Source organism: Prolixibacter sp. DSM 2831 (genome assembly GCF_056493735.1).
Window position 1 is genome coordinate 1,843,513 of record NZ_CM151379.1, and the last position, 24,210, is coordinate 1,867,722.

Annotated in this window: 24 protein-coding genes; 6 read left to right on the top strand and 18 right to left on the bottom strand. The window is 43.2% G+C overall.

Annotated elements, in window-relative coordinates; genetic code table 11:
• Positions 1–58: 58 nt before the first annotated feature.
• The 3 genes from AC060N_RS07340 to AC060N_RS07350 form a co-directional block, all read right to left on the bottom strand.
• Positions 59–670, bottom strand: coding sequence for a hypothetical protein (locus AC060N_RS07340; protein WP_479526516.1), 612 nt, complete (start codon positions 668–670; stop codon positions 59–61).
• Positions 671–812: 142 nt separating this feature from the next.
• A complete protein-coding gene (locus tag AC060N_RS07345; protein ID WP_479526517.1) occupies positions 813–1,247 on the bottom strand; it encodes a hypothetical protein in 435 nt (144 codons plus the stop codon).
• Positions 1,248–1,415: 168 nt separating this feature from the next.
• Complete coding sequence (locus AC060N_RS07350; RefSeq protein WP_479526518.1) at positions 1,416–1,841, bottom strand: hypothetical protein; 426 nt, start codon at positions 1,839–1,841, stop codon at positions 1,416–1,418.
• Positions 1,842–2,736: 895 nt separating this feature from the next.
• On the opposite strand from AC060N_RS07350, the gene AC060N_RS07355 reads away from it, so the two are divergent.
• Complete coding sequence (locus tag AC060N_RS07355; RefSeq protein ID WP_479526519.1) at positions 2,737–3,483, top strand: DUF6261 family protein; 747 nt, start codon at positions 2,737–2,739, stop codon at positions 3,481–3,483.
• Between the two features lie 293 nt (positions 3,484–3,776).
• Positions 3,777–4,235: an IS200/IS605 family transposase gene (tnpA, locus tag AC060N_RS07360; RefSeq protein ID WP_479526520.1), complete on the top strand. Its 459-nt coding sequence runs from the start codon at positions 3,777–3,779 to the stop codon at positions 4,233–4,235.
• A gap of 175 nt (positions 4,236–4,410) precedes the next feature.
• On the opposite strand, the gene AC060N_RS07365 is transcribed toward tnpA, so the two are convergent.
• Positions 4,411–4,884 carry a nuclear transport factor 2 family protein gene (locus tag AC060N_RS07365; RefSeq protein WP_479526521.1) on the bottom strand — a complete coding sequence of 158 codons (474 nt, stop codon included), beginning with the start codon at positions 4,882–4,884 and terminating at the stop codon, positions 4,411–4,413.
• Positions 4,885–5,095: 211 nt separating this feature from the next.
• Here AC060N_RS07365 and AC060N_RS07370 point away from each other — a divergent pair, with 211 nt between their 5' ends.
• The gene (locus tag AC060N_RS07370) at positions 5,096–5,644 is read left to right on the top strand and encodes a hypothetical protein (RefSeq protein WP_479526522.1); all 549 of its coding nucleotides are present in this window, start codon (positions 5,096–5,098) and stop codon (positions 5,642–5,644) included.
• A 115-nt stretch (positions 5,645–5,759) separates the two neighbouring features.
• Here AC060N_RS07370 and AC060N_RS07375 read toward each other — a convergent pair whose 3' ends face one another.
• The 10 genes from AC060N_RS07375 to AC060N_RS07420 form a co-directional block, all read right to left on the bottom strand.
• The gene (locus AC060N_RS07375; RefSeq protein WP_479526523.1) at positions 5,760–6,488 is read right to left on the bottom strand and encodes a TlpA family protein disulfide reductase; all 729 of its coding nucleotides are present in this window, start codon (positions 6,486–6,488) and stop codon (positions 5,760–5,762) included.
• A gap of 99 nt (positions 6,489–6,587) precedes the next feature.
• Positions 6,588–7,271, bottom strand: a complete 684-nt coding sequence (locus tag AC060N_RS07380) for a GOLPH3/VPS74 family protein (RefSeq protein WP_479526524.1) — start codon at positions 7,269–7,271, stop codon at positions 6,588–6,590.
• A 368-nt stretch (positions 7,272–7,639) separates the two neighbouring features.
• Positions 7,640–8,941 (bottom strand): pyridoxal phosphate-dependent aminotransferase, encoded by a 1,302-nt coding sequence (locus tag AC060N_RS07385; protein WP_479526525.1) that lies wholly within the window; start codon positions 8,939–8,941, stop codon positions 7,640–7,642.
• A gap of 123 nt (positions 8,942–9,064) precedes the next feature.
• The gene (locus AC060N_RS07390) at positions 9,065–10,018 is read right to left on the bottom strand and encodes an alpha/beta hydrolase (RefSeq protein ID WP_479526526.1); all 954 of its coding nucleotides are present in this window, start codon (positions 10,016–10,018) and stop codon (positions 9,065–9,067) included.
• Positions 10,019–10,027: 9 nt separating this feature from the next.
• Positions 10,028–10,246: a hypothetical protein gene (locus AC060N_RS07395; protein ID WP_479526527.1), complete on the bottom strand. Its 219-nt coding sequence runs from the start codon at positions 10,244–10,246 to the stop codon at positions 10,028–10,030.
• Positions 10,247–10,286: 40 nt separating this feature from the next.
• On the bottom strand, positions 10,287–10,886 hold the full coding sequence (locus AC060N_RS07400) for a YIP1 family protein (RefSeq protein ID WP_479526528.1): 600 nt from the start codon (positions 10,884–10,886) through the stop codon (positions 10,287–10,289).
• Complete coding sequence (locus tag AC060N_RS07405; RefSeq protein ID WP_153638647.1) at positions 10,883–11,167, bottom strand: DUF2089 family protein; 285 nt, start codon at positions 11,165–11,167, stop codon at positions 10,883–10,885. The genes AC060N_RS07400 and AC060N_RS07405 overlap by 4 nt, the downstream gene beginning before the upstream one ends.
• A 207-nt stretch (positions 11,168–11,374) precedes the next feature.
• On the bottom strand, positions 11,375–13,450 hold the full coding sequence (locus AC060N_RS07410; protein WP_479526529.1) for an IPT/TIG domain-containing protein: 2,076 nt from the start codon (positions 13,448–13,450) through the stop codon (positions 11,375–11,377).
• Positions 13,447–14,640 (bottom strand): outer membrane beta-barrel protein, encoded by a 1,194-nt coding sequence (locus tag AC060N_RS07415; RefSeq protein WP_479526530.1) that lies wholly within the window; start codon positions 14,638–14,640, stop codon positions 13,447–13,449. Before AC060N_RS07415 ends, AC060N_RS07410 begins: the two co-directional genes overlap by 4 nt.
• Before the next feature lie 190 nt (positions 14,641–14,830).
• Complete coding sequence (locus tag AC060N_RS07420; RefSeq protein WP_479526531.1) at positions 14,831–15,535, bottom strand: type 1 glutamine amidotransferase; 705 nt, start codon at positions 15,533–15,535, stop codon at positions 14,831–14,833.
• 315 nt (positions 15,536–15,850) lie between these two features.
• On the opposite strand from AC060N_RS07420, the gene AC060N_RS07425 reads away from it, so the two are divergent.
• The 3 genes from AC060N_RS07425 to AC060N_RS07435 all read left to right on the top strand — a co-directional run bounded on the left by AC060N_RS07425 (position 15,851) and on the right by AC060N_RS07435 (position 17,079).
• On the top strand, positions 15,851–16,297 hold the full coding sequence (locus AC060N_RS07425; RefSeq protein ID WP_479526532.1) for a nuclear transport factor 2 family protein: 447 nt from the start codon (positions 15,851–15,853) through the stop codon (positions 16,295–16,297).
• 259 nt (positions 16,298–16,556) lie between these two features.
• A complete protein-coding gene (locus tag AC060N_RS07430; RefSeq protein ID WP_463230187.1) occupies positions 16,557–16,742 on the top strand; it encodes a hypothetical protein in 186 nt (61 codons plus the stop codon).
• Positions 16,743–16,887: 145 nt separating this feature from the next.
• Complete coding sequence (locus AC060N_RS07435; protein WP_463230189.1) at positions 16,888–17,079, top strand: cold-shock protein; 192 nt, start codon at positions 16,888–16,890, stop codon at positions 17,077–17,079.
• Positions 17,080–17,160: 81 nt separating this feature from the next.
• Here AC060N_RS07435 and AC060N_RS07440 read toward each other — a convergent pair whose 3' ends face one another.
• The 4 genes from AC060N_RS07440 to AC060N_RS07455 all read right to left on the bottom strand — a co-directional run bounded on the left by AC060N_RS07440 (position 17,161) and on the right by AC060N_RS07455 (position 24,031).
• The gene (locus tag AC060N_RS07440) at positions 17,161–19,425 is read right to left on the bottom strand and encodes a GH92 family glycosyl hydrolase (RefSeq protein WP_479526533.1); all 2,265 of its coding nucleotides are present in this window, start codon (positions 19,423–19,425) and stop codon (positions 17,161–17,163) included.
• Positions 19,426–19,638: 213 nt separating this feature from the next.
• Positions 19,639–22,008: a TonB-dependent receptor domain-containing protein gene (locus AC060N_RS07445; protein WP_479526534.1), complete on the bottom strand. Its 2,370-nt coding sequence runs from the start codon at positions 22,006–22,008 to the stop codon at positions 19,639–19,641.
• Positions 22,009–22,189: 181 nt separating this feature from the next.
• Positions 22,190–23,065 carry a LytR/AlgR family response regulator transcription factor gene (locus AC060N_RS07450; RefSeq protein ID WP_479526535.1) on the bottom strand — a complete coding sequence of 292 codons (876 nt, stop codon included), beginning with the start codon at positions 23,063–23,065 and terminating at the stop codon, positions 22,190–22,192.
• Positions 23,066–23,134: 69 nt separating this feature from the next.
• A complete protein-coding gene (locus AC060N_RS07455; RefSeq protein WP_479526536.1) occupies positions 23,135–24,031 on the bottom strand; it encodes a LytR/AlgR family response regulator transcription factor in 897 nt (298 codons plus the stop codon).
• Positions 24,032–24,210: the final 179 nt, after the last annotated feature.

Genomic DNA, 24,210 nt, shown 5'->3' on the forward strand with positions numbered 1-24,210 from the left:
GTTTGAGCATATTTGTGGTTGCTTCTGAGGAAATATATAATGGTATTGTGTTAAGCGCTTATTCTATTCGTTTTCTTAGCAATCCAATCATTTGCCCAATGCCAATTCCAACGTAGGTCCTGTCTTTATTGATTTGCAGCATAGGTGAAATTGTCAATCCATAAATGTTGGTGAATGGAAATTCTATTTGGGGATTGATGATTAGGCTTACCTTGTTTTGCTGATGATAATCCCAGGTATAATTCTCCGCCACCAAAGATATTCCTTCTACCTTTTGCCAATTTTCAGGCTCTTTTATGATGGTATAACCAACTCCAATGGATAAATTGGCTCTTATGGTACCCGGTTCATTTAGTTTGCATATCCGACCCATAGCGATTTGGTAATTTTCTATTTGGTCATGAGGATTCTCCAGGCCGAAAATGATTGCTTTTGCCAAACCCGATGAATAATCCGCCGGTTGCGATTTGGGTTTTCGCAAATAATCGCTGTATCCAACCCGGCAAGAATATTTTTCCCGATGCACATAATTCAAACTCACATCGCCTCCTATGTAATTTCCGAAACTCAACCCGCTTGTTGAATAAATTGCATTGTTATTGGCAAATTGCGCATTCGCAGAATGAATACTGCCAATGAGTAAGCATATGATTAGGGTTTGTTTCATCATTCGTTAGTTTAGTCATACGCAAGATGTGTTCCGGAAAGGGGTGGTTGCTTTTCAACTCGGTAACCCGACGATACTTGTTACCAGGAATAAATAAATGAGGATTTGTTTCGATTTCATTATTTGTTGGTTTTTGGATTGTTGACTAATTCCTAAAACTTACAAAGTTGTAATCTTCTACTTTCAAAAGAGTATCTGGGTATCCTATATCCTTTCTTATTTCTATAACTAAATCTGCAAAAGTTTGCCTCCCTTTTTCTTGACCTTCACTTGTGTTTTTGTCATATCGAGATATTGTATCTAAAAAATGAGATGTTTTTAAAACAACAGAATCAGGAGCCCAAAGCCATATTGTAGAATAAGCATTTAAAAACTTATCTTTTTTTTCGTCTGATATTGTTCTGCCTGACAGAAAAACATTGAGAGAATCTATCATATCTTCATAAACCTGTCGTTTATGTCTTAGTTCTTCAATTCGCCGTGAATACCTTAGATCAAGGAAGTGTTTGATGAAATAGCCGATAAACCCTCCCAAAACACTTCCACCAAAGAAAGTTAGTATGCTAATTACGGTCTCCATAGTACTGTTTTTTCTTGTTTGTATAATGGTTTTGCCTAAATTTTTGTAGTGAATTCTCGAAAACGTTTTGGCCGTAATAGAAGTGACTATTAAGCGAGAATTTGATACAGTATAAATTGCTAACACTCATAATGATTAATCCTATTGTTGGGTGTTCGTTTGAAAGTTTTAATAATTAATTTTAAGTCCTTTGTCATTAAACTTGTCCAGTAAAAAATGTTGAATTTCGTGGACATATTCGAGACCTTGGTCATTTATTAATTCTTGATAATTTTTGCTTTCTAATCTGTGTTTTTCAAAAGATTTGTAATAGTAAGTGTAATCCTTGTCATGGACTGGAATTGGGGCATTGTGTCCAATTATGCTTGCAGCAATTATAGGGTCGTAATAGATTTTTAAATCATCTTTTCCATTTATTGGTATTGGTTTGACTTCCGAGAAAGGAATCTTGGAGTCGGAATATTTCACTTTTATAAAATCAGGCGCAATATCTGTTATTTCAAAAACATTTACGTTTTTACTTAATGAATTATCAGTTTGATATTTTTCCTTGTTATTCAGAGAAACGAAATCTCCTATTCGAAAACTTTCCATATTTAAATTAAATTTTGATGGTTTACAAATACTTAAGTTATTAATAGATATTAGTATTCTGTTTTGAGTTAAAATGACATTTGAGATATATACACCCCAACCTTTAGGTGCTGTATTTAAATCTTTTTATTCGCGTTTGATTTATCGAAGGGGAGGATGGGGGAGATTGGCTATCGTCGCCCATCTTAGTCAGAGGATTTGAAGCAGTTTTCATTTGTTGGTCTGTTAAGTTGTTCCAATGTAATTAATTTCTTTCGAAATCGTATTTTGGGCTGCTCCAAAACAGCTGGAGATGAGGCTCCCCAATTTCCGTTCGCATACCAGATCCGACCGTTCACGGAACAGATCGGGCCGTTCATCAAAAAGATCGGGCTATTCGTCAAAAAAATTGGGATAGGTTAATTTTCTAATTTATATTGAATACACGGTTTTTAGCAGACAGATAAAATCAGCAGGAATTTAGTGGAGAATGAAGTGCAGAATGGACGAACCGTTACAACGTTCATTGACCGGCCAACCCCGGAACGGATAAGCTGCATGCCGGCACTTTGCCCGGCTACACTGCGGTTTCGCGGCGACCGAATGAAATCAAATGTCAGCTTCCGCATCGAAAAAAAGGGCTGTTGAAAATTTCAACGACATGAAATGGCGCGAAATGGACTCGTTGAAAATTTCAGCGAGGTGAAATGGCCACAAAAGAGCGAATTGAAAATTTCAACGGCGTGAAATCGTCAGAAATTACCCAATTGAAAATTTCAGCGACATGAATCGGACAGAAATGAGCCAATTGAAAATTTCAACAGCATGAAATGGCGACCCGCGGACCTCCTGAAAATTTCAACAGGAAGAAATGAAGACTAAACAAACTATATCACTTTTCTAAAACGCAAAAATTATGGATGAAAAACAGTTTTCGACATTGTACGTTGCCCGTTTGAAGATTAACGACCTGTATTCGCTCAACAACTCGACCATTGAGTATGCTAAGCCCGTAGTAGCGGGTTTTGGTGTCGTGGCAGCGGCTGCTTTTACCAACCTCGAAACCCAAAACGCGGCGATGGGCGCACAGATGAATAAATCGGGGCAGAACGATGAGAGCAAGCAACTGGCTAACCTGGATGCCGACCGCGACGACCGGTTTGCCGAAATCAAGCGGAACATTTCTACCGACCTGAAGGGCCGCGATGAAGCGAAGAAGACGGCGGCTCAGAACCTGAAGAGCTTTTTTAAACCTTACTGGAATGTCGATACAAAGCCGATGAACACCGAAACGGGTGTATTCAAGGAGATGCTGGAGAAATACAACGCCAACGAAAGCCTCAAAGCCGATGCAGCAACCATTGGGGTAGCCAATATGCTCACCGGGCTGGAAACAGCCAATAACGAGTTCGATACGCTATACAAGGCCCGCGACAGTGAGGATGCCCAGGACGGGCCGTCGGCTACCAGCCTGAAAGCTGCTGCCGTTAAGAGCTACGAACAATTTTGTACGGCCATCGAGCAGGCGGTGAACTTCGCCCCTTCGGATGTGCTGACGACGTTGTTTGGACAAATGGACGAGCTCCGGAAAACCTATGCCGCCCTGAACGGCCGTAAGAGCCAGGAGGAAGAGGCTCCTGAAGAAGCGACCGAAACGGAATAAACGAATAAGGCAATCCAATTGGGAATATGGAAAATGGGCCGCAGGCGAACCTGTCGGGGATAATAAACCTGGCAGGTTTTTTTTGTGATTGCGACTCCGGAGGAGTCGCATATTGTTAGCACCATGTTGGTCCAATGAGATAATCGACCCCGGCCGGGGTCGCACGTATACATCGTATGCTTTTATTCTAACAACATGTCATCCCTCCGGGATGAGGCTTGTATGAATTAATTATTCTCTTCCGGCTTCAGACAAAAAATGATATCTTTAATTCACAACCAATCTAACGCACCATGCCTGATACCTTTTCGCAAATTCATATTCAAATCATTTTTGCCGTTAAAAATCGTAATTCCCTGATTCAGCCTTCATGGGAAAACGAGCTATACAAATACATTACCGGAATTGTCCAAAATAAAGGGCAAAAGATGCTGGCGATAAATGGGACTAATAACCATATCCATTTTCTGATTGGCATGAAGCCATCGTGTTGTTTGTCTGAATTGGTCCGGGAAATCAAGAAATCTTCCAATCATTTTATATCAGAAAAGAAATTCTCAAATGCTCGTTTTGAATGGCAGGAGGGATTTGCTGCATTCTCATATAGCTTCTCAGCGTTGGACAATGTTATCAGGTATATTTCGAATCAGAAGGAACATCATCGCCGCAAAACATTCCGAGAAGAATACGAAGCATTTTTGCGTCGATTTAGAATTGAATATAAGGATGAATATTTGTTTAATTGGTTATGATATGCGACTCCGGAGGAGTCATATATTGTTAGAATCATATCGATGCTATGAAGGTATTCGACCCCATCCGGGGTCGCACATTCTAATTTGGTATTCCCTTTCTAACAACATGTCATCCCTCCGGGATGAAAGCTTCTGGTACGGGGACCGTAGAAAATCATTTATATCAGATCCTTTATCGTCCCCGCGACTGATGCGATTGAATGACTTTCCATTCGCCATGGATTTTTTCATACACAAACGACCAGTAGAAGTCTCCCGTGAATTCGCGGCCATCGTACAGGTTAACCTGTGAGGTTCCGGAGGCGGTCAACAGCGCCACTTGCTCGTTAAGCACGGTTATCTTCTTATCCTTCAGCACCAGTTTTTGTTTACTGACACCCTGTGCGCCCTGCTTCACTGCTGCAATCAGGGTCGCATAATCGGTATAGTAATTTCCGTTTACCAGGAAGCCTGCTTTGTGGTAATCATCCACTCCCTGGTTCAACGCATCATAGTCAAGTTTTTCCGCCAAAGCAACCATCTTCTGAAAAGTTGCATCAATCTCATGTTCGATGGAGGTAATTAAATCGGGCGACAAGGGCTGGCTATGGGTTTGGACGTTAAAACCCAGGATGGCCAGGATGAAAATGACCGCTGTTTTTTTCATGGTAGTTGAGTTTGGTTAGGTTAAAGGTAATAAAAACCAATGGTCAAATGCATGTTGCCGGACGGCAGAGTTCTATTAGCTGCCATTCAGACTTCCGTTGGATAATGATATTTTTTATCTGAAAATGCTTAAGTTTATACGTCTCGAATATAGCCTGACAGCTTGACAAACACTACAGTCGATTAACAAGACACATAAAACTACAAATGCTATGAAGAAAATACTATTGATTTTGGCCGTGGCGATGATGGCCGGGTGCACCTCTAATCGTTACTTGCTCACCGATAACAACCAAAACAATAAATACCTGGTGAATCATATCAATAAATTGAAGAAAGAAGGGAAGATAACGGGACAGCCATTGCTTATGGTAGATGATTCAGTGATAACCCCGGAAAGCTTAAAGACCAAGCGACTTTCGTTCAGCAGTACCGACATTGCGCAGATTGATTTTTTGCCAAAGAATAGTGAAAAGGCGATAAATGTTTTTGGAGAAAAAGGCAAGAATGGCGTTGTTACTATATTGACTAAGAAACACCAGGCATATCTTCAGTCAAAAGTGATTCAACCACAACCGAAAGGCAAGGTACTGTACCTGGTCGATGGTCTGAAAATGACACTGGACAATGTGAAGAAGATTGATAAAAACAGCATTGAATCAATCGACGTGCTAAACGATAAAAATAGCATCAGGAAATACGCGTCCGGTGATTACAGCCAGGCGGTATTGATTAAGCTGAAAAAAGGCAGCACTAACTAGAAATGGATATCGCAAGAAAAGAGCATTAGCATCAAAGTGAAGAAAATGCTGATGTTGAATAATATTACGAAGCCCTTCCGTATTTCCGGAGGGGCTTCGTATTTGAAAGCTGTCGCTAATCTTTCAGTAACTTATCGAGTAACCGTTCAAAACCTTCTCCATTGCTCATTTTCATGTCTTCTTTGCCAGAGGTGTATGGGATGGGTCCTTCAATGTTCCGGATAATTCCGTTTTTATCGATGAAGATGTTCTTGGGAAAAGTCTGGATACCCAGATTATCAATGTATGCCTCTGCATCTACAATTTTTGTGAAGTGAAATGGATGGGTGCTGAAGAAATCTTCGGCTGTTTGCTTATTTTCAAACGTGATAGATATGAAGTTCACTTTGCCGGCATATTTCGCTTTTAATTGATTCAAAACGGGCATCTCATCAATGCACGGCTGACATTTGGCAAACCAGAAGTTGACTAACGTCGGTTTATTCTTCAGGGTGCTAAAATCAAAATCTTTTCCTTCGATGCTACGGAGTGCTGCGGTTGGAAGCGGGTGATCCAGGTAGCTGTATATTTTCTCTTTCTCCGTAGTCTGACCAATTTTTACTTTAAACCGGAAGGTTTGTATAATGGAATCATGTGACACAATGCTATCCATCAGCACCTCCTCAACGTGCACGTTGGAGAGCTTTTGAACCTTCGTATAAAGTGCATTTTTCAAAGTGTCGTGCTGAGCCTGGGACAGTATATTGCCTGTTTCAGCATTCCGGTAGTACCTCGTTTTAGGCGTTTCATTTTTACAACTGATGATCAGCACCAGCATAATAAAGGCTAGAAATAATTTTTGCATGTCGGTTAGTTTAAAAAAGAATAAGGTCGAATTTATAAATATTTATTGGATGGCTAGCTACTTTTACTATTAATGATTTTCAACGTTATTCACTGTTTACTACGAACCGGCTCCCGCAGCGGCAGGCGACGCGACTACCGCCCCGATAACAGCTGCCTGCACCTGCCGGATGGTTTGCTGGACCGTGCCGGCAATCGGACTTTCTTTGATTAGTTCTTTTAATGCTTTTCGGAGCTTTTTCAGTTCTGTGCGGTCCGTTGTCAGGGTACGGTGGAGTTTACACGCTTCGATGAGGCCTAGCACGGCCATATCCTCGTTACTGGTAGCCGTGTCACGGTGCCGGGAGAGAATCTGCTTTTTGAGTTCTTTGAGCAGTTGGTCGCGGGTCCGGCTATCGGTCAGGTAACTCTTCCGGTACGGAATAATTCCCAGGAATTTCCGGCGTTCAATGCGCATCAATCGTTTTTCTTTTAGATTTTCCAGAACCTCCCACCGGTACCGGTTCGCTTTTCGCGAAAGCCGTTTGAGCCACAATCTGATGGTCCGGTTTTTCCCGGAGCCTTTAACGAGGAAGTAAATTTCGCGGCTTGTGGGATTTTCCGGTGTAGCCGATTTATCCATAAAGACCCGGTTGTTCTCTATGTGAAGTTGGCTGTTTATTGACATTTCCAGCAGGAAAGCGCCAACCAGTGCAAAGTTCAGTTGCGGCTCCGACGTCAGGAAGCGTCCCTTCCGGGGATGATGTGCGATAAGCAGAAATTTTTCAGCAATCGATAGTTCCATGATTTTCCGTTAGGTGAAGTGAAGTTGATGTTGAATTTACAAAATATCTCAAACACACATCAATAATAAACAATGAAAAAATGGGTGATGAGAAATGAAGAGGTCAAAAGTAAAAAAGCAAAAGTAAGACGTCGGAGGTTGAGCAATGCGGAATCCCGACCGTAGCATCGGTGTCGAATGTTCAAGGTCTATATCCACATCTGGCATCTTCGTTCTTAAAACTTAACACTTAAATCTTAAAACTTTTTTTCAGCCTGAAATCTGCAACTCTTCTAGCGATAGAAACAACAGTAACAAGAGTAACAAGAGTAACAACAGAAACCATTCTAACCGCGAAGCACAACTTGAAACATGGAACCTGTAACCTATCAAAGCCTGTCCAGCCAATTCTCCAACAGGTCGACCGCTTTCATCATCTTGCTGCAGTAAATACGGAGGAAAGCTTCGTCCAGTTCTTTGTCGTGGTATTCTATCATGGCATTGTTGAGCACCAGTTCGCCGTCAAAATCAACGTAAGCCATGCGGCAGGTGAGTTCTTCTGTCTGTCGCCCGAAGTCGATTCCCGGCAGGATAGCGATGCCGGTTTCCTGTAACAGGGCTTCGCATAGTTCGAACGAGGTGAGGATTCCCTTTGCCGCCAGTTTTTCACGATAGTAATTAAAATTAGGAAACAGGTAAAAAGCCCCTTTCGGCGATGGCATGGTAATGTGTTTGGCTTTCAGTCGGTCGGCGATGTGGTTGCCCAGGGTTTTCAGAATCCGGCGTGAGTGATGGAGGTATTCATCAATTTCCGGATGGTCCTGGAAAGCGGTAATCGCGGCGTATTGAATCGGTGCACTGGTGGACGTGAAGGTTTCGCTGGCGACAATAGCCATGGCATCCTGCAACCATCGGAGGTTCTCGGGAAAGGTAAAAGTTCCCAGTCGCCACCCGCCGGCTCCGGCCCATTTACTCAGCCCGCTGCTGACAATGGTTCCTTCCGGATAGAATTGGGCAATGGAAACATGATTGCCGGAGTGGTCGAGCAAGCCGTAAATTTCGTCCGAAACGAGGATGATGTTGTATTTGCGGGCTACTTCGGCCAGTTTTTTTAAACGCGTAACCGGATAGGTTGAACCGGTCGGATTGGAAGGATAATTCAGGATAACGACGCGCGGACGGTCGGGATCGTTCCTACAAATCAGATCGAGCTTTTCGGGACTTAATCGCCATTCGGACTCTTCGTTGGTCGGAACCCAGCTTACGTGACGTCCGACAATCCGTGCTTGCGGCGAATAGGAAACCCAGCTGGGAGTTGGGATAATTAGTTCGCCGTAGTAAACTAATTGCAGGATGAAAATCAATTCTTTTGAGCCCGGCCCGACGATTATATCTTCCGGCGAGCATTGGATGCGCTGGTGTTTGAAATTGAATTCAGCAACGGCCTCGCGCAGTTTCATCAGTCCTCTTACGGGCAGGTAATCCTTCTGATGGGCATTTCGCCGCAAGGCTTCCTGAACTCTTTCGGGAACAGGGAAGGGCGATTGGCCCAATCCCAGCTTGTAAACGGTGGAACCCTGTTTGATGAGTTCGTTACTGCGCTCGTTGATGAGCAGCGTAGCAGACTGATTTAATCCCCGAACATTCAGATTCAGGTTGACGAAATGATTGCTTTTACGGACGCCGGACATAACTGTTGGATTTTAATTCTCTTAGGTTGTGAAACCAAACAGTTAAGTTACAATGCTTCCGGCGAAATTGCACGCGAAGAAGCAATGAATTCGAAAAGCGGGAAAAACAAACGGCTATACTCGTCAGTGCATGATAAACTGCACCAAATCTTTCATCAATTCTGCTTTCAGCGGGAAATCCGGGCTTCGGTAGGTAGCCAGGTTGTGCTGCTGGTCGTTGTCCGATTCTTTCAGCACATGGTTCATGTTGTCGATGATATCCAGTTGGGCATCCGGTTTGGCCTCCTTCAATAACCGGGCATCGCTCACCGGAACCTGCAGGTCGGTTGTTCCCTGGATAATCAGCACTGGAATTTTTAGTTTCGCGATCTCTTTGGCCGGATTGTATTTCATGTGGGAAATCATGTACGGTTGAACTGACGGCCTGTAAAGTGCATTCAGCGCCGGGGGAACATTGGCAACGGTTTTGCCTGCTTTCAGACTGTCGAGGATATTATCCGATTCGCGGAGCAACTGAGGAGGTAACTTGTTGGACAGTTGTTCGCGCAGAATTTCGTCCATTGGGCGGCCCGGTCCCGAAACAGAGATGTACCCGGCGACTTTGTTTTTTTCGGCGGCCAGCATGCCAATCAACGAACCCTCGCTGTGTCCCAGCAAATAAATCTTCGAGAAACGTTTGTCTGCTTTTAGTTTCGTTATCCAATCGACAACATCCTGTACATAGGTGTCGAACCGAATGGAATTCTCATCAGGCATGGCGGCTTTGCTTTCGTCAATTCCCCGTTTGTCGTAACGCAGCGAAGCAATCTTATTTTTTGCCAGTCCTTCAGCCAACATTTTGTAGACATCCGTATGAAGGCCAATTGGCGAGTTGCCATTTCGATCGGTAGGGCCGGAGCCGGGAATGATAATAACGACCGGCATAGGTTTCTCCTGTTGGGGTACGGTCAGCGTTCCGACAATATTCCCGGTAGATGTTTTTAATACCATTTCCAATTCGGAGGCATCAGCTTTGCTTTTCGCAAAAGAACCTGTATATAATAAGGTTAGAATAAGCAGAGGTAGTAGTGTTTTCATGGCGTTCGATTATTTTAGATAGCTTGCTGCCACCATAATCAGGATGACGGCGATAATGATGATATAGGCGTAGGGACTGGCAAAATTGAACGTGTATCCTCGTGCGGGATTGTACTTGGGAACAACAAGTCGCGGGTCTTTTCGATTGACATAAAAGGGACCTCTCCAGTTGGTCGGGTCTTTGCTCATGGTGTTGAGGTATTCTTCTTCTCGTTTTTTCTTTTTCATGATAATGTATGTTTTAAGGGCTATCGGTTTGTATCGTGTGTTACCCGGTGACCAGGCTGAGATAATATCTCGAAAGAAATAAGGTTGCCACCATTGAAATGATGAAAGCAGTTATAAAAAGTGTGATGGCTTTTCCTCCTTTCACATTGGCTGAAACCCTGAAGGCATTGTACATGAGGATAATTGTCCAAATGGAAAGAAAAAGAGATAGTATCATTAGGAATACAACCAAAACGACATCGGTGGAGGTTAAATCTACGGGCTCTCCCTGGTGAAAACGGGTGTATAAGATGTAGCGGCCAAATTTGTGCATGACACTAAAAAAGCCGGTGACAGCAGCAAGAAAGTATGGAATGCGCGCTAATGCTTGGGTTCCAAAGATATCGATTATCCGCACGGAGGATGACGAGAAAATAAGCGCCAGCCCATACAACACAATCGAAATGACCAGCCAGTTGGTGAAAACCTGCACAACGAAATACCAAAGGGGAAATGCAGGGGAGAGTTTAATGGAAATAAGGTCCGGAAAATGCGTATGGCTGAAATATCCTGTGATGGCCGTCAGCAAAAGAACAACTATTCCTGCCAGTAACGACTTGCCACCGGCGATGTATCGAAACGGATTAAAGAATTTGTTCATGATTGTGGCGTGTTTTGAAGTTTCTCAATCTTACCAATCAGGTCATCCAGCATATTGCGGACCGTGGGGTAACTCAGACCCAATTTTCCCGCCATGATTTTCAGGCTTCCGCTGGCTTTCACAAAGTCGAGAATAAAATCCTGTTCTTTCCGGCTTAGTTTCAGCAACAGGGGGAGCTCGAACATCCCGCTGATGGTGGTCGAACAGGATTCGCAGTGCATGCTGTTTACCTTTAACTCCGATTCACAACTCGGACAAACAATGGGTAGCTTTTTCTCCATTTGTAATAAAGTATTTAAACAAATATATGAAAATAATTAATTGAATAATTAATAATATTAATTTCATTTTTAATTTTATTTAAATGTAAGCAAGGGAGTCTGTGCATTAGTTCTTGCGGGAACAACGTCTGAAATGCTACGAAAATAAAAAAACAAGGTCCCGAAAATGATTCGAAACCTTGTTTTCAAGTGGAAAGAAGTTAGTTGTTATTCAGCGGGTAGAGTGGGATCGAATTCCCAAACGTCGTTCTTTGTCTGACTTCCATTGGTTCCTCCAACGATATATGCCTTTCCATCGATAACAAAAACGGAGGCACTACGACGGCCATCTTCCGGATCAATAGGACGTTTGGTTGCGGTTCCACTAATGGGGTTGTACTCCCATATCAATGTAGAATTAGTAGATCCCATTCCAAAATAGAGATTTCCGTTGAGTGAGAATCCAATATTGTCCCAGCTTTGCAGGACCGGAGCATTTAACTTGCCCCACTCCGATTCTGTGTATACAAACAGGCTATCGGTGTCATATATGTAACCGGAATTCCCGTCATTTATTCCTATTGCTGAGTTGGTAGCTCGGGGAAATTTTCCAATTTCGGTCCAGTTGTTATTGACCGGGTCGTAGCGCCACATATCATCTGCTACCTGCCATGCACCATCGGGTTTGTCATTTCCCCAATAGCCCGTTCCTACATATCCCATGTCATTGTACGAAAAGGCGGCAGCTGAATGACGTCCTATTCCGGCAAAATCAGCGATGCGAGTCCAGCTGTCAGTCGTGGCATCGTATCGGTAGAAATCTTTGAAATGATTTGTATCTTCAATTTGACTCGAAAAATACATATGATCAGAACCAGTTCCTACATATCCTTGATTATTTATGACAAAGGAAACGGCTCCGGCCCTTGGATTTCCCGGGACATCTGTTTTCCGTGTCCATGAATCGGTCGTTGGGTCGTATTCCCAAAAGTCACTATAATAAGTGTAGTCGTTTAAGACATTGGAAATGCCGGTACCATAATAGCCTTTCCCATTGCTGGTAAATGCAATTCCTTTATATCTCGCTGCTCCGGGAAAGTCTTTTTTTCGCGTCCAGGTACTGTGCCACGCAATGGGCAGACTATCTGTGGCCGTAATGTTTTGGTCGGCTATCGACAACGATACGGACAAATTGGCAAAGCGCGAAATCTGGTAAAAAGGAATGGCTTCATCTGGTAAAATTACTTTAAGTGTGGTATCTGTTGCATCTGTTATGCTGGCTTGATAACCGTCGATGAAAACCGTATTGTATTGCGTTGCCGGATTGAAATTTTTACCTGTTATGGTAATTTCCTGGTTCGGTTTGGTGGCGGAAGCAGGATTGTAACTCTCAACAACCGGTGCATCCAAACGGAACTGCGTACCATAAACCAGCTGGTGGCCTGTTGATTCCAGTTTAATGGAAGAAAGCGTTTGGTTTAATGCGCCAGGAACGATCACTTTGATTTCTTTGTTACTAAACGAAGTGATGATAGCGGAAACGTCTCCAAAGAATACTTTGTTGTAGCGGATGTCGTTGGTGAAATTGTTTCCGCTGATGGTAATGGTATCTCCAAAGCTGCCATTGAGAGGTTCAATCTTCGTGATTTCTGGAACGAGATAGTTGAACATATTAGGCGCTATTGAAGTATTTCCGAATATGGAAACACTCACGTTGACTTTGTCTTCAATCAGTTTTTCCGGTACCCGAATGGTAAGCAATGTATCGCTGGCTGAAGTTACGAGTGCCTGTATTGTTCCAAGCTTTACTGTATTTTCGTAGCCCACATAGCTGAAGTTTTTACCTCTGATGGTAATTGTATCTCCCCAACTACCGGTTTCCGGTGAAAAGGAAGTTACTACCGGCCCTTTACTTCCCAGACTTTTGAATTGAATAGACTTTCCGAAAACTGCATATTCTCCGGTTTTGGCAAACGCATAAACTGCATAGGTTTCTCCTTCTTTCAGCGTCGATGATATGGTTGCCGAAAATTTTCCGGATTCGATGTTGTCCGATAAAATGACTTTGTCCATGATGGTTGTGTCCAAATGTTCTATAGCCGACCAGACGAAACCGTATCGTTCGATGGGAGATTGTCCACGCATTTTGATTTCTGCATTGAAAGTGGCGCCTTCGGAGGAAACATTGGTAATGTCTAATGTATTGACCTCCGGAAACGGTTGAGAACCTGAATTATCTTTTTCGCAGCTGGCCAACTGAAGAACGATAAGTGCCAGCCACAGGTTTTTCGCAAGTTGTTTCATTTCGAATAAATAATTACGGTGAAGGTTATTTTGTCGCTGTTCATATCAATGCCAGCTGTCTGGCTTAGTTTCAGCATATGGAAATACCGGACATTTATACTGCCATCGAAATGGCTAAAAGCTTTCAGGAATCCGATACCACCCCAAAAACCACCTTGCTTCTTGTTGACATCGAATGCTTTGCTCTCGGTCGTGGTTACGGTATTGTACAGCCACGCTTTTTCGGTTCGCAGGTTGGTTGCTGCTTTGATATGATAGTCAAAATTGAAGCCACCCTGAATATATCCGGAGTATTCCCGTTTTGGGAGTGAGTACTTTAATGAGATAGGAACGGAGATGGTCGTCAGGTCGATTTGGGTGTCATGATAATCAGTAGAAGCTGTCGTGTTTAAAACCACAAAACCGGTATAACTGGATTTAGTGAAATATACTTCTGGTTGCAGCGATAGCTTTTCCATTATCCGTGGCGATGAAAAATCCAATACGACGCCTACCGTTGGATCAATGGACGTGTACCTATCTTTCATATAGGAATACATATCCATATGATACGTGGTTTTAAGGGTGGTGTAAGTTGCTCCAACCGCGGCACCGATAACGAGTTTTGTCCACGGTTTGTCCTCTTTGTAAACGGTGAGGTTAGTTCCCTGGCATTTATTATACTTGACAACCAGTTGCGTTAAGTCACGTTCGGTGACATGCATGTTGGTCAGTAAGTTCGTGGCATTTTTCAAACAATCCGATGTCAGATAGATCATAATCCCCTTCCAGGCATCAGATTCTCTTTGGTACGTTTTGTTATCCTTTATTATTGTTTCAACCTTACGTTCGAGTACTTGTAGCTTTTCGCCTTTTTTCTGAACATAGAATTTTGGTCCTTGTCTGTAGAGACTTATTTTTCCTTCAATTAAAATCTCTACGAATGAGCCGTCTATTATAACGGAGGAGTATGCTTCGTCATTTGAAAAGCCGTATCCTTTTATTTGTTGTGGTGAGTACTCTGTTATTTGGTCTTCTTTTTTAAAACGGCATTGCTGGTATCGCCTACTATCCTGCCGGTAGTCAACTTTTCCCCAAACAGTATCGTTTTGTTGATTGATAATGTAGCCACTGCGGAAATCACTTTGGGCCATTCCCCGAGTCATTGTTAATCCAAATACAAAAAGACTGAGGATAAATATCTTTTTCATATTTATAAAAGGTTTAGATAAGGTAATTGATTGGTTGTTAGTTGTTGTTTTATAGGGTAAAAAGCAACTGGATCAAATTTTAACTAATAATAGTTGTCTGGTTTAGTTGTGTCTAAAGTAATTTATTTTTTGTTTTTTATACAACTTAAATACCTGTTTTACGATATAAGTTGAACTCGGGCTGGCATAATTAGTGTTTGGCGGAGACGATTCTGTCGAGAATAGTAAACATCAGTTCATTATTCTGTGGAATGAGCTGGCGGTTAGTCAGAATTTCTTCTGCACTTTGGATATACTTTCCGTCAATCAATTCCTCTTTTCCGTGTCTTACCATTTCGTTTAGGCTTTCCGGAGTTACTTCGAAGTGAAACTGCAGTCCCAGAACGTTATTGCGGATGAATCCCTGGTTTTCGCACCCTTCGGAATGAAAAAGATGGGATGCACCGATAGGTAGCTCGAAAGTATCGCCGTGCCAGTGAAAAACAGGAAACGTTTCATCAAAACCGTTCAGTAACTTGGATTGACGGCCATCATCGGTTAAAGAGATATCGAACCAACCAATTTCTTTTTCCCGGTTAGGATAGACTTTGGCACCCATTGCGTCGGCAATGAGTTGAGAACCGAGACAGATGCCCAGAACTGTTTTATTCGCATTGATGGCCTGTCGGATGAACTGTCTTTCTTCAGTTAACCAAGGATATTTTTCATCGTCGTAAATCCCCATCGGGCCACCCATGATGATGAGCATATCGAAATCGGAAGCGAAGGGAAGCTCATCGTTTTCGAAGAAACGGGTGACTGTTAATGTATGGTGGTTTTGGATTATCCATTGTTCGATGCAACCCAGGCCTTCGAACGGAACATGTTGCAGGTAGTGAATGCGAACTGGTTTCATGGTATGCTGAAATTAAAGTCATCAATTGGGTTAAATAACGATTTTAAAGATAGCAGATAATGAATACAACGCTTGGAGCTGATTATGAGTATTGACAAAAAAGATTGGGAAGAGTGCTTCTGCCTGTCGGACAACATTGCGTTTGGTCGTTCTTTGGATTAATTTTAAATAACAGTTGTGTAACGTCATTAAAGCAACTGATTTCTTCTTCTGATTTATTGAACAAAGAAGGAGCAAATCTCACCACCTATAGTTGGGTACTAACCGGATTACTGAAAGACAAGACATTGTCAACTGGTATTTAAAAATGGTGAAATGAAAACTAAGGAACTGACAACTGCGGATGTGGCAGTTATTAAGCATGATGTGACCCGTTTGATGGAGAATTTCCATGCAGAGTTGATGGCCAGGAACATAAAGGCCATGATGAAATTGATGGCAGAAGATGGACTTTACTGTGGTACGGACCCTGGCGAGTTTATGGGCAAGAAGGAATTTGGCGATATGGTGAATCAGACCGTTGAAGAAATGAATATTCTTGAATACCCGATTCAGAGGCGGGAAGTAAGAATAGGACACGATGGTCAGTCTGCTCTGGTACTAGAGCAGTTTGTTATTAAACAATTCAGTGCACACATGCAGTTGAGGCTGATTTCACAGTGCACCCACTCTCATCATGGCTGGTTAATTGATTTTATGAGCTGGAACTTCATTCCGGCCAACGAAGATGTGGAAAAAATAAATAAAGCTCTGGAGCAATAGGTTGGCATTGAAGGCACTCATTCTCTGGAATTTTTTTGCTGATGTTCACTGGCAAGTTGAGATGAATCAATGAATAACGTGGGTTAAATGTCATATTTCTGGGCTGATTAGCGTATCTTCGCACATTAAATCATTTGTTGTGATCAGCTTCCGTCAACGGAACTTGCCTTCCGAAAGAGCCGAGTTCTATTACATTCCATCGGAAAAACCTTCATGATTTATCCCTTCAGGAATTTATTTATTTAAACAAGAACATATAATGAGTAAAGATTTTGACATCAATAAGTGGAATAGTATTCAGATGGATCTGAAAAGGAAATATCCTCAATTGACCAATGCAGACTTAATGTGGAGGCATGAGACCAAAGAGGACTTTTTCAAGATTCTGGCGGTGAAGTTGAAACTTACCCGCAAAGAGCTGGAGAAAATGATTGCCTCGCTTTGAAGTTTTTTTGATTGATAATGGGTGTAAATTAATTTGTGACCCAGTTGGTTGTATGATGCTGAGAAAATAAGTTTCGAGATTGATATCCAAATTGGGCGTGGGCTCAACTATTAGCCGTAACTTACACCGAATTAATTTAATTATCATGAACAAAGGAACAGTAAAATTTTTTAATGAAGCCAAAGGTTTTGGGTTCATTAAGGACGAAAATTCGTCAAAAGAATATTTCGTGCATTCAACCGGATTGATTGACCAGATTCACGAGGATGATGAAGTGACGTTTGAATTGCAGGAGGGCAAAAAAGGTTTAAATGCAGTCAATGTGAAACTAGCATAGTCTGTAATATACAGACATTGAAAAAATTTAAAGTCCCGCTTTTGGCGGGACTTTTTTATGCTTTGTTGTCAGAATTTTTGCCTATTCCGGATCGGAAAGGGAAGGAGGTAAATGCTCTTTTCCAAAGTCTGAAGGTTTCGGGCCCATCACAAACCGGATTCTTCCCCCGTTCGCAATTTCGCTGTGGCGGAACCAAGCGCGGTTCAACGGTTTGCCGTTCAGTGTAGCCGATTGGATATATCTATTCTTCTCCGAAAGATTGGACGCAATGACTTCCAGTTGTTTGCCATCGCCTAAATCAAGTACAGCGCGATGAAAATGAGGGGCTGTGATGAGATAGACATCCTGACCAGCATTGGGGTAAAAACCAACGGTATTGAACACTAACCAGGCTGACATAGAGCCGGAATCGTCGTTGCCGGGAATCCCGTCGCGAGCAGATGTATAATGCTTCTGGATGATATCGCGAATGCGGTCGCTGCTTTTGTATTGGTAACCGGCATAGGTATACAGACAAGGCGTAAAGAAACTTGGCTCATTGTCGACCCTGTAGTTTGGGCCGGTAAAGAAGGTATCCAGCCTTTTGACGAACGTCTTCGGGCCACCGCAGCTGTCAATCAGTGCCTGTGCGTCTTGCGGGACGTAAAAAGAATATTCCCATGCATCGGCTTCATAGAAGAAGTTTCCCCAGCTGCCGGCTTTCGTTGTAGAAAAATCGTCGCCCCATGAACCGTCCCTGCGTTTGGGCCAGATGAAACCGCTTACGCCGCTATCGTTCACCTGTTTTCGCCACAAGTTGGCCCAGTTAGATGCTCTTTTCCGGTATTTCTCATAGTCGGCTTTTTTGCCAAGTCCTTTAGCAACTTGGGCAATGGCCCAATCGTTAGCAGAATATTCTACAGTACGCGTTCCGGCCCGATCATAGAGTTTGGGCGTATGCAGTGTCGGAGATTTCCCTTTCGGTTCGTATTCGGCGGGTACATACCCCAACTTGATGTATTCGTTAATGCCACCGCGACCATCGGTTTGCTGGTTGCCGCCCGGTGGTATTTCAGCATCTTTCACCATCGCTTCATATCCGGTTTTATAGTCGATGCCTTTTAGGCCTTTCAGGAACGCGTCGGCAACGACCATGTCACAGTTGCTGCCTCCTTGGGTGCGTCCGGTTTGGTTGCCGCTTCGCGAATCGGGCATGTAGCCTTCGTAGCGGTAAATGTCAATCAGCGAGCGAACGATATCTCTCTCCCGGTTGGGTTGGATGAGTGTCAGCAATGGATTCGTTGCTCTGAAGGTATCCCAGATAGCGTAGAAGTCGTCGTAATACGGTTCATCGGAGTGCCATTTCGGATTCTCTCCGGTCCGGTCAACCGGCATCAACATCGCATGATACATCGCGGTATAGAATACTTTCTTCATGTCATCCGAAGCGCCTTCCACATGAATCGTATTCAAAACCTTATTCCAGGTTTGAACAGCATCCTGATGTACTTTTTCAAAATCCCATCCCGGAACTTCTTGTCGCAGATTGGCCAGTGCTTTTCCGCAACTGATGAAAGAGATGCCTACTTTCACCTGAATGGCTTTTTTACTTCCATTCCCAAAAAAGAACCAGGCCCCCGTTTTTTTTCCGCTATCGTATTCCGACGCTTTTTCGGGTGACGCTACCTCCCCTTTCCATGTCCCGTATGATTTGGCTGGTGTATCGAAAACGGCGGAAAAGAAAACGGTGTATTCACCTCCTTTGTTCCATCCACCTCTTACGCGCGCGTAACCTTGAATCAGTGTGTCGGAAACAATGTTGATTTCTGAGCCAATTAGCTGTTGCGCTTCACCACAACAATGATGCTCACCAAGCATGCTACCGGCATCGATGAGAATGCCCCGCTCTTTATTATCACCGAAAGTGTACCGGTGAAAACCGACGCGCCGGCTGACGGTCATTTCGGCCTTGATGTTATAGTTGGTCAAATCGACGGCAAAATAACCCGGGCTAGCCTTTTCATTGGCTGGTTGTGATTGAATTTCTCCTGGTTGAAAAGGTCCGGTGAACGGCATTACCAGAATGTTTCCGTATTTCGGACCTCCGCCGGTTCCACTTACGTGAACATGGCTGAAACCATGAATCACGCCTCCGGGAACATAACCGGAATTGGAACTTTTGTCGCCGCAATCGGGGCCCAGCTTGACCATTCCGAAAGGCAGCGAAGCGCCCGGGAATACATTACCCGCACCTTCCGTTCCAATAAACGGATCGACAAATGACGTGAGTTGTTCTGTTGGAGGTTGTCCTTTTAAGGTCAATACGATGCCTGCAATCAGCATCGGGAGAAGCAAGATTTTTTTCATTACCTGTGGCTTTCTTGTTTATGATGTTTATTAGTTTTTGTAAAACATGGATTTAAGCTTGACAGGTTTTGGTTTGGATTGGCGTAAAGGTAACGAATGGAATGAAAAGATTGTTTAGATGAATTGGTCCCATAGGCCGCACAGATTCGTTTCGGATATTGGTTGTCTTCCGGATGAATTTTCAATTTTCCATTCTCAACTCTCCATTACAAATTAGAATCCTTTTTTCGGAGTTCGGTCAATCTTTTCCGTTTCCCGTTGAATGGTGTGGACCTTTTTCCCGGAACTAAACTGATAGCGGATGGTAAACCAAACCGGAACCGACGGAAGAATAACACTTCCTACAGAACGTTGATAGAAATTTGGTCCCTGGGTTTTCTCTCCGTGATAGGCGAAGGAGCGTTTGAAGGGCAAACCACTAACGATACCTAACTTAATCTTCTTTTTGATGGTTTTCTCAACCGAAATAAAGTAGAGAGCATCGGACATGTTACGAATTGTCTGGATATCGGTGGTGGGATGGTAATACTGCATCCGGAAAGCTGCAGTCCAGTCGTGTTTGAAGGATGCGATGGCTGATAACCCCACCTCATAGCTAAGTTCCTGTTTGGCTACAGTTTGGTATTGCCTGGCAATTACATTGGGGTGCGTCCAATTACTGAATACCTTCAGGTAAGGATTGAATGCGAAGGTCTTGCCCAGCTTTAGTGCGCTGCTGATTTGTAGCCCGAGTTGTTCGACTTCTCCCGCGTTGTAAATGTTTGTTTCAAACAGATTCGAATCATTCACGAAAGTAAGTGAATTGATGACACGAGTTGATTGGGTGTAAAACAGGCGGGTCGAAAGGAAATTATTTCCCAACCTCATCGAATAATCGAGGAAGAGATCCTGACTGAATTGCGGTTTCAACCCGGGATTTCCACTCTGTAAACTAAACGGATCGTTTTGTGACACATATGGATTCAGCTGATAGATATTGGGGCGATAAATGGAGCGCCGGTAAGAGATTTTGAGACTCTTTGTTTTTGTGAGTTGATAGTTCAATGAAGCTGAAGGCAACCACGCCCAGGAGTGACGCGTGAAGTGGTCGATGAAATCATTGGTCGAGTGTTCGGCACGCAACCCGGCGTTAAGTTGGACGTTATTTTTCGCGAAAGAAAGCGAGCCGTATCCTGCCAGAATGTTTTCGCGGTAGCGGAAAGATTCGGATTGACGGTCTGCCATTGATTTTAATATGCCTTTTACTCCGTACTGCAGCTTGAAATATTCGGTAAGCGGAGTGGTGAAATCTATTTTTATGCTGGCGTTCTGCTGCCGGGGCCTGACGATATTGGTTTGCTTTGAGGCACCACCTTCGGAAGATGAATCATAAGCGTAGGTCGTGGCGTTGTGTGCCGTGAGGTAGTAATAGCTGGCATCAACAGTCAGTTCCTGGTTGGGCTGATGGAACAGGTGTTTGTAATAAAGGGAGCCAAACAGCTTATGATTCCGGTCGTTGTCGGTTTTCTTCGCTTGCCAGTAACGATCCTGTGTTTGGTTTATCTGCGACTGTAAGGTCATTGTGCCGTTGTGCTCACTGGAATACGGGTTGTAAAAGGTGTAGAGGTTGAACTGGTTTTGTTTGTTCATGAAATAGTCGACTCCGAAATTAAACCGGTGCGACCAGTTGTTTTGCATTACGTCCTGCTGCGAGGTAATGGTAGTAGTTTGCTGAGGCTTACTAATTTCACGGTAATTGTTCTCAATAATCGGGAAATCACTGATTTGTCCACTGTATGAAGTCTGAAAACTGAACTTCTTCCCTCCATAATTCAATCCATATCCCGGGAAGATATAGACGACATTTTGGGAAGTCGGTATTTCGCCGTGCACGTAACCATTAATGCCGGTTTCCCTGTGTTTCAAAATGATGTTGATGACGCCGGAGACGCTGGCATCATACTTCGAGCCGGGCATGGTGGTTACTTCAACTTTATCGATCTGACTGGCGTCGAGTTGCCGGATGAAACCGGTGTCTCGTTCTTTCCCGTCTACCAGCAATAGGATATTTTGATTTCCTTCGAGAGAGAGATGTTGACTGAAATCGAGTTGGACACCGGGAACGTACTTCAACACATCGAGACCGGTATTCGATGCATCTTCTATTTTCTGATTGATGAAATAGGTTGTTTTATCAGGTTCGGCTTTGGCTTTGATACGTTCACCGATGGCCACTGCTTCTCCTAATTTGACCGACGCTGCCTGCAATAGAATGGTACCGGTGTGATAATTTTCCTGACTGGTTAGATCAATCTTACGGGTTGCGGTTTGATACCCCATAAAGCTGACGCGAAGATCGTATTCACCAGACGCTATTTTTGTGATTGTAAAATGTCCGTCGGTTCCACTGACTGTTCCGGTTATTAATGAAGAATCGTTCGCGTTGTAAAGCGAAATGGTGGCATACGGGATGGATTGCTCGCTTTTACCATCTTTCACCTGACCGGTGATGGAATGTGCGAAAAGGCTTTGAAAGCTCACCAATCCGGTGAGTAAAAAGAAGAGGAATTTTGAGGTTTTTGAAGAGATGAAAAATCGTGTCATTGTTTCCTGAAATTTTAAGTTTTGCGTGATGTCTTTCATGCAAATTGAGGAAACTCCTTTTCACCTTCCAAAGAGTTGGGGTACACAGCAAGAATTTGTGACAAGTGGTCGGAAAGGCCGGTTAAATCAGTTGAAATGTGTGATGAGTGACAAAATTTTGTGACCAATGGAAACAGTTGAATTAGCTTTTGAACGGGTAAAGTTCATCGAATTTGGCCACATTCTGACGCGATACCGGGATTTCAGTGGAAAGGCCTTCGACAGTTAAGCGGTAGCCCGAAGCGTTTCCATCCTTCCCGGTAACTTTTTCCAGGTTGACAATGAACGAGCGGTGTGTCCGAAAGAAATGAGATTGACCGGTGAGCTGTTGTTCGACCTGGCTGATAGAGTTGCGAATGGTATTCTTCTTTATCTCATTTTCTTGCTGTAGGTAAAACACTACGTAATTACCATCCGATTCGGCATACAAGAATTGGCCGGGATAAAATTCAAGCGTTTCTTTTTTCAGTTTTGATTCGATTTGAATCATCTCTTCCTCCACTTTCATTTGGCGGGCATCTGGGATAGAGGTAGAAATCCTTCTGTCACCATTGTGATGGCGGTTGTGCGAAATGTTAATAATGAAAGAAAACAGAAAGGGAAGACTGCCAATGAGATAGACGTTTTTGACTGAGCTTAGAAAATTACTGAATGTCCACTGCGGAATGTGAGGATCAATAAAAAACTGAATAACGAAAATCCCAATGCTGACGCCCAGTAAGATGAATACGACCGCGGTAAACTCCTTGATGAGTGTCCATTCCTGTTCATTACTAAAATAGGGAAACAATCGAATCAGTCTGACAAACGAGAAATCGGCAAAACCAGCTGTAGCACAGTAGAGTCCCATTAATTGAGGATATGTATAGAGTTGTGTGCCGTGGAATTCAAGTGGATCATACATCAGGGTAAAAAGGAAGGAGAAGCTCGCAAGGATAATGGCTCCACTGAGTGGATATTTTATGAGGTAATTCTTCGGAAATTTTCCAGTGAGCCAATGATAAAAGCGCCTTTCCATTCAAACAGGGATTCGTCGGATTTCTTCTGCTCCCAAAGATATTGAATTTTGTTTTAGACCAAAGATGGCTCACTCATTCGGGCTTTTCCAGACTTCATCAAACCGGGCCGTGTTTTGTCTGGATACAGGGATTTCATCTTTTACGCCATGAAACTTTAGTCGGTAACCCGAAGCATTTCCCTGCTTCTGGAATACTTTATCCAGATGAACAATGAACGAGCGATGTGTACGGAAGAAACGAGGTTGATTGGCCAACTGTTCTTCTATCTGGCCAATAGAATTACGGATGATCTTTTTCCGAATTTCCTTTTCATCCTGAAGATAGAAAACTACATAATTACCATCTGCTTCGGCATACAAAAACTGACTGGGATAAAAAGCCAGTTTTTCCTTTTTCAGTTTCGAATCGATTTTAATTTGCTCCTCAAATGTCTGAGGTTCGGAGGCTTCGGCTGGGGAGCCGTAAAGCGAAGTTTCCTTTCCGGGAAGCTGGTTCAGGTGAATGATCGTGAAAAAGGAGAAGGGTAGAATGCCCACCAGGAACGCATTTTTACAGGAATCCCACAGGGTGGCAAAATTCCATCGGGGAGCGGCCGGTTCGATGATGAAAGCAAAGAGGTAAATGCCTATTCCCATTCCAAGCAAAACAAGAAAGACGGAAAGGAGCTCCTTGGAAAGCGTCCACTCTTCGATACCCGAAAAATATCGGAAAAGTTTTAAGGCCCGGATGATGATGGTGGCCGATAGGGCGGCTACCACACTGTATATGGCCATGGTCTCCCCATAGGTCAAATTTCCTGTGCCGTGGGAGCGAAGTGGCTGATAAATGAGTGCAAAAAGGAACGTAAATAAAACGAGTATCAAAAATCCTCTGAGAGGATATTTCAGAATATAATTTTGCGGAAATCTTCGGTTTAGCCAGATGTAAATACGACGCTCCATGGTCTGTTTTTTCAGTAATACCAAAGGTATTCATTTTTATGTTTTGCTAAAACGAATGTTTTTGGTGTCCTGTTTCTATTGTCATACCCTGAAACACCGAATTAGCTGTAAATAAGTGATAAATTGAACCCGTCATGATGATATTGCTTACATTAATTCAGCTTTTTGCAGACTCTATTTTCAATTTGTATTGAACTGTTCAT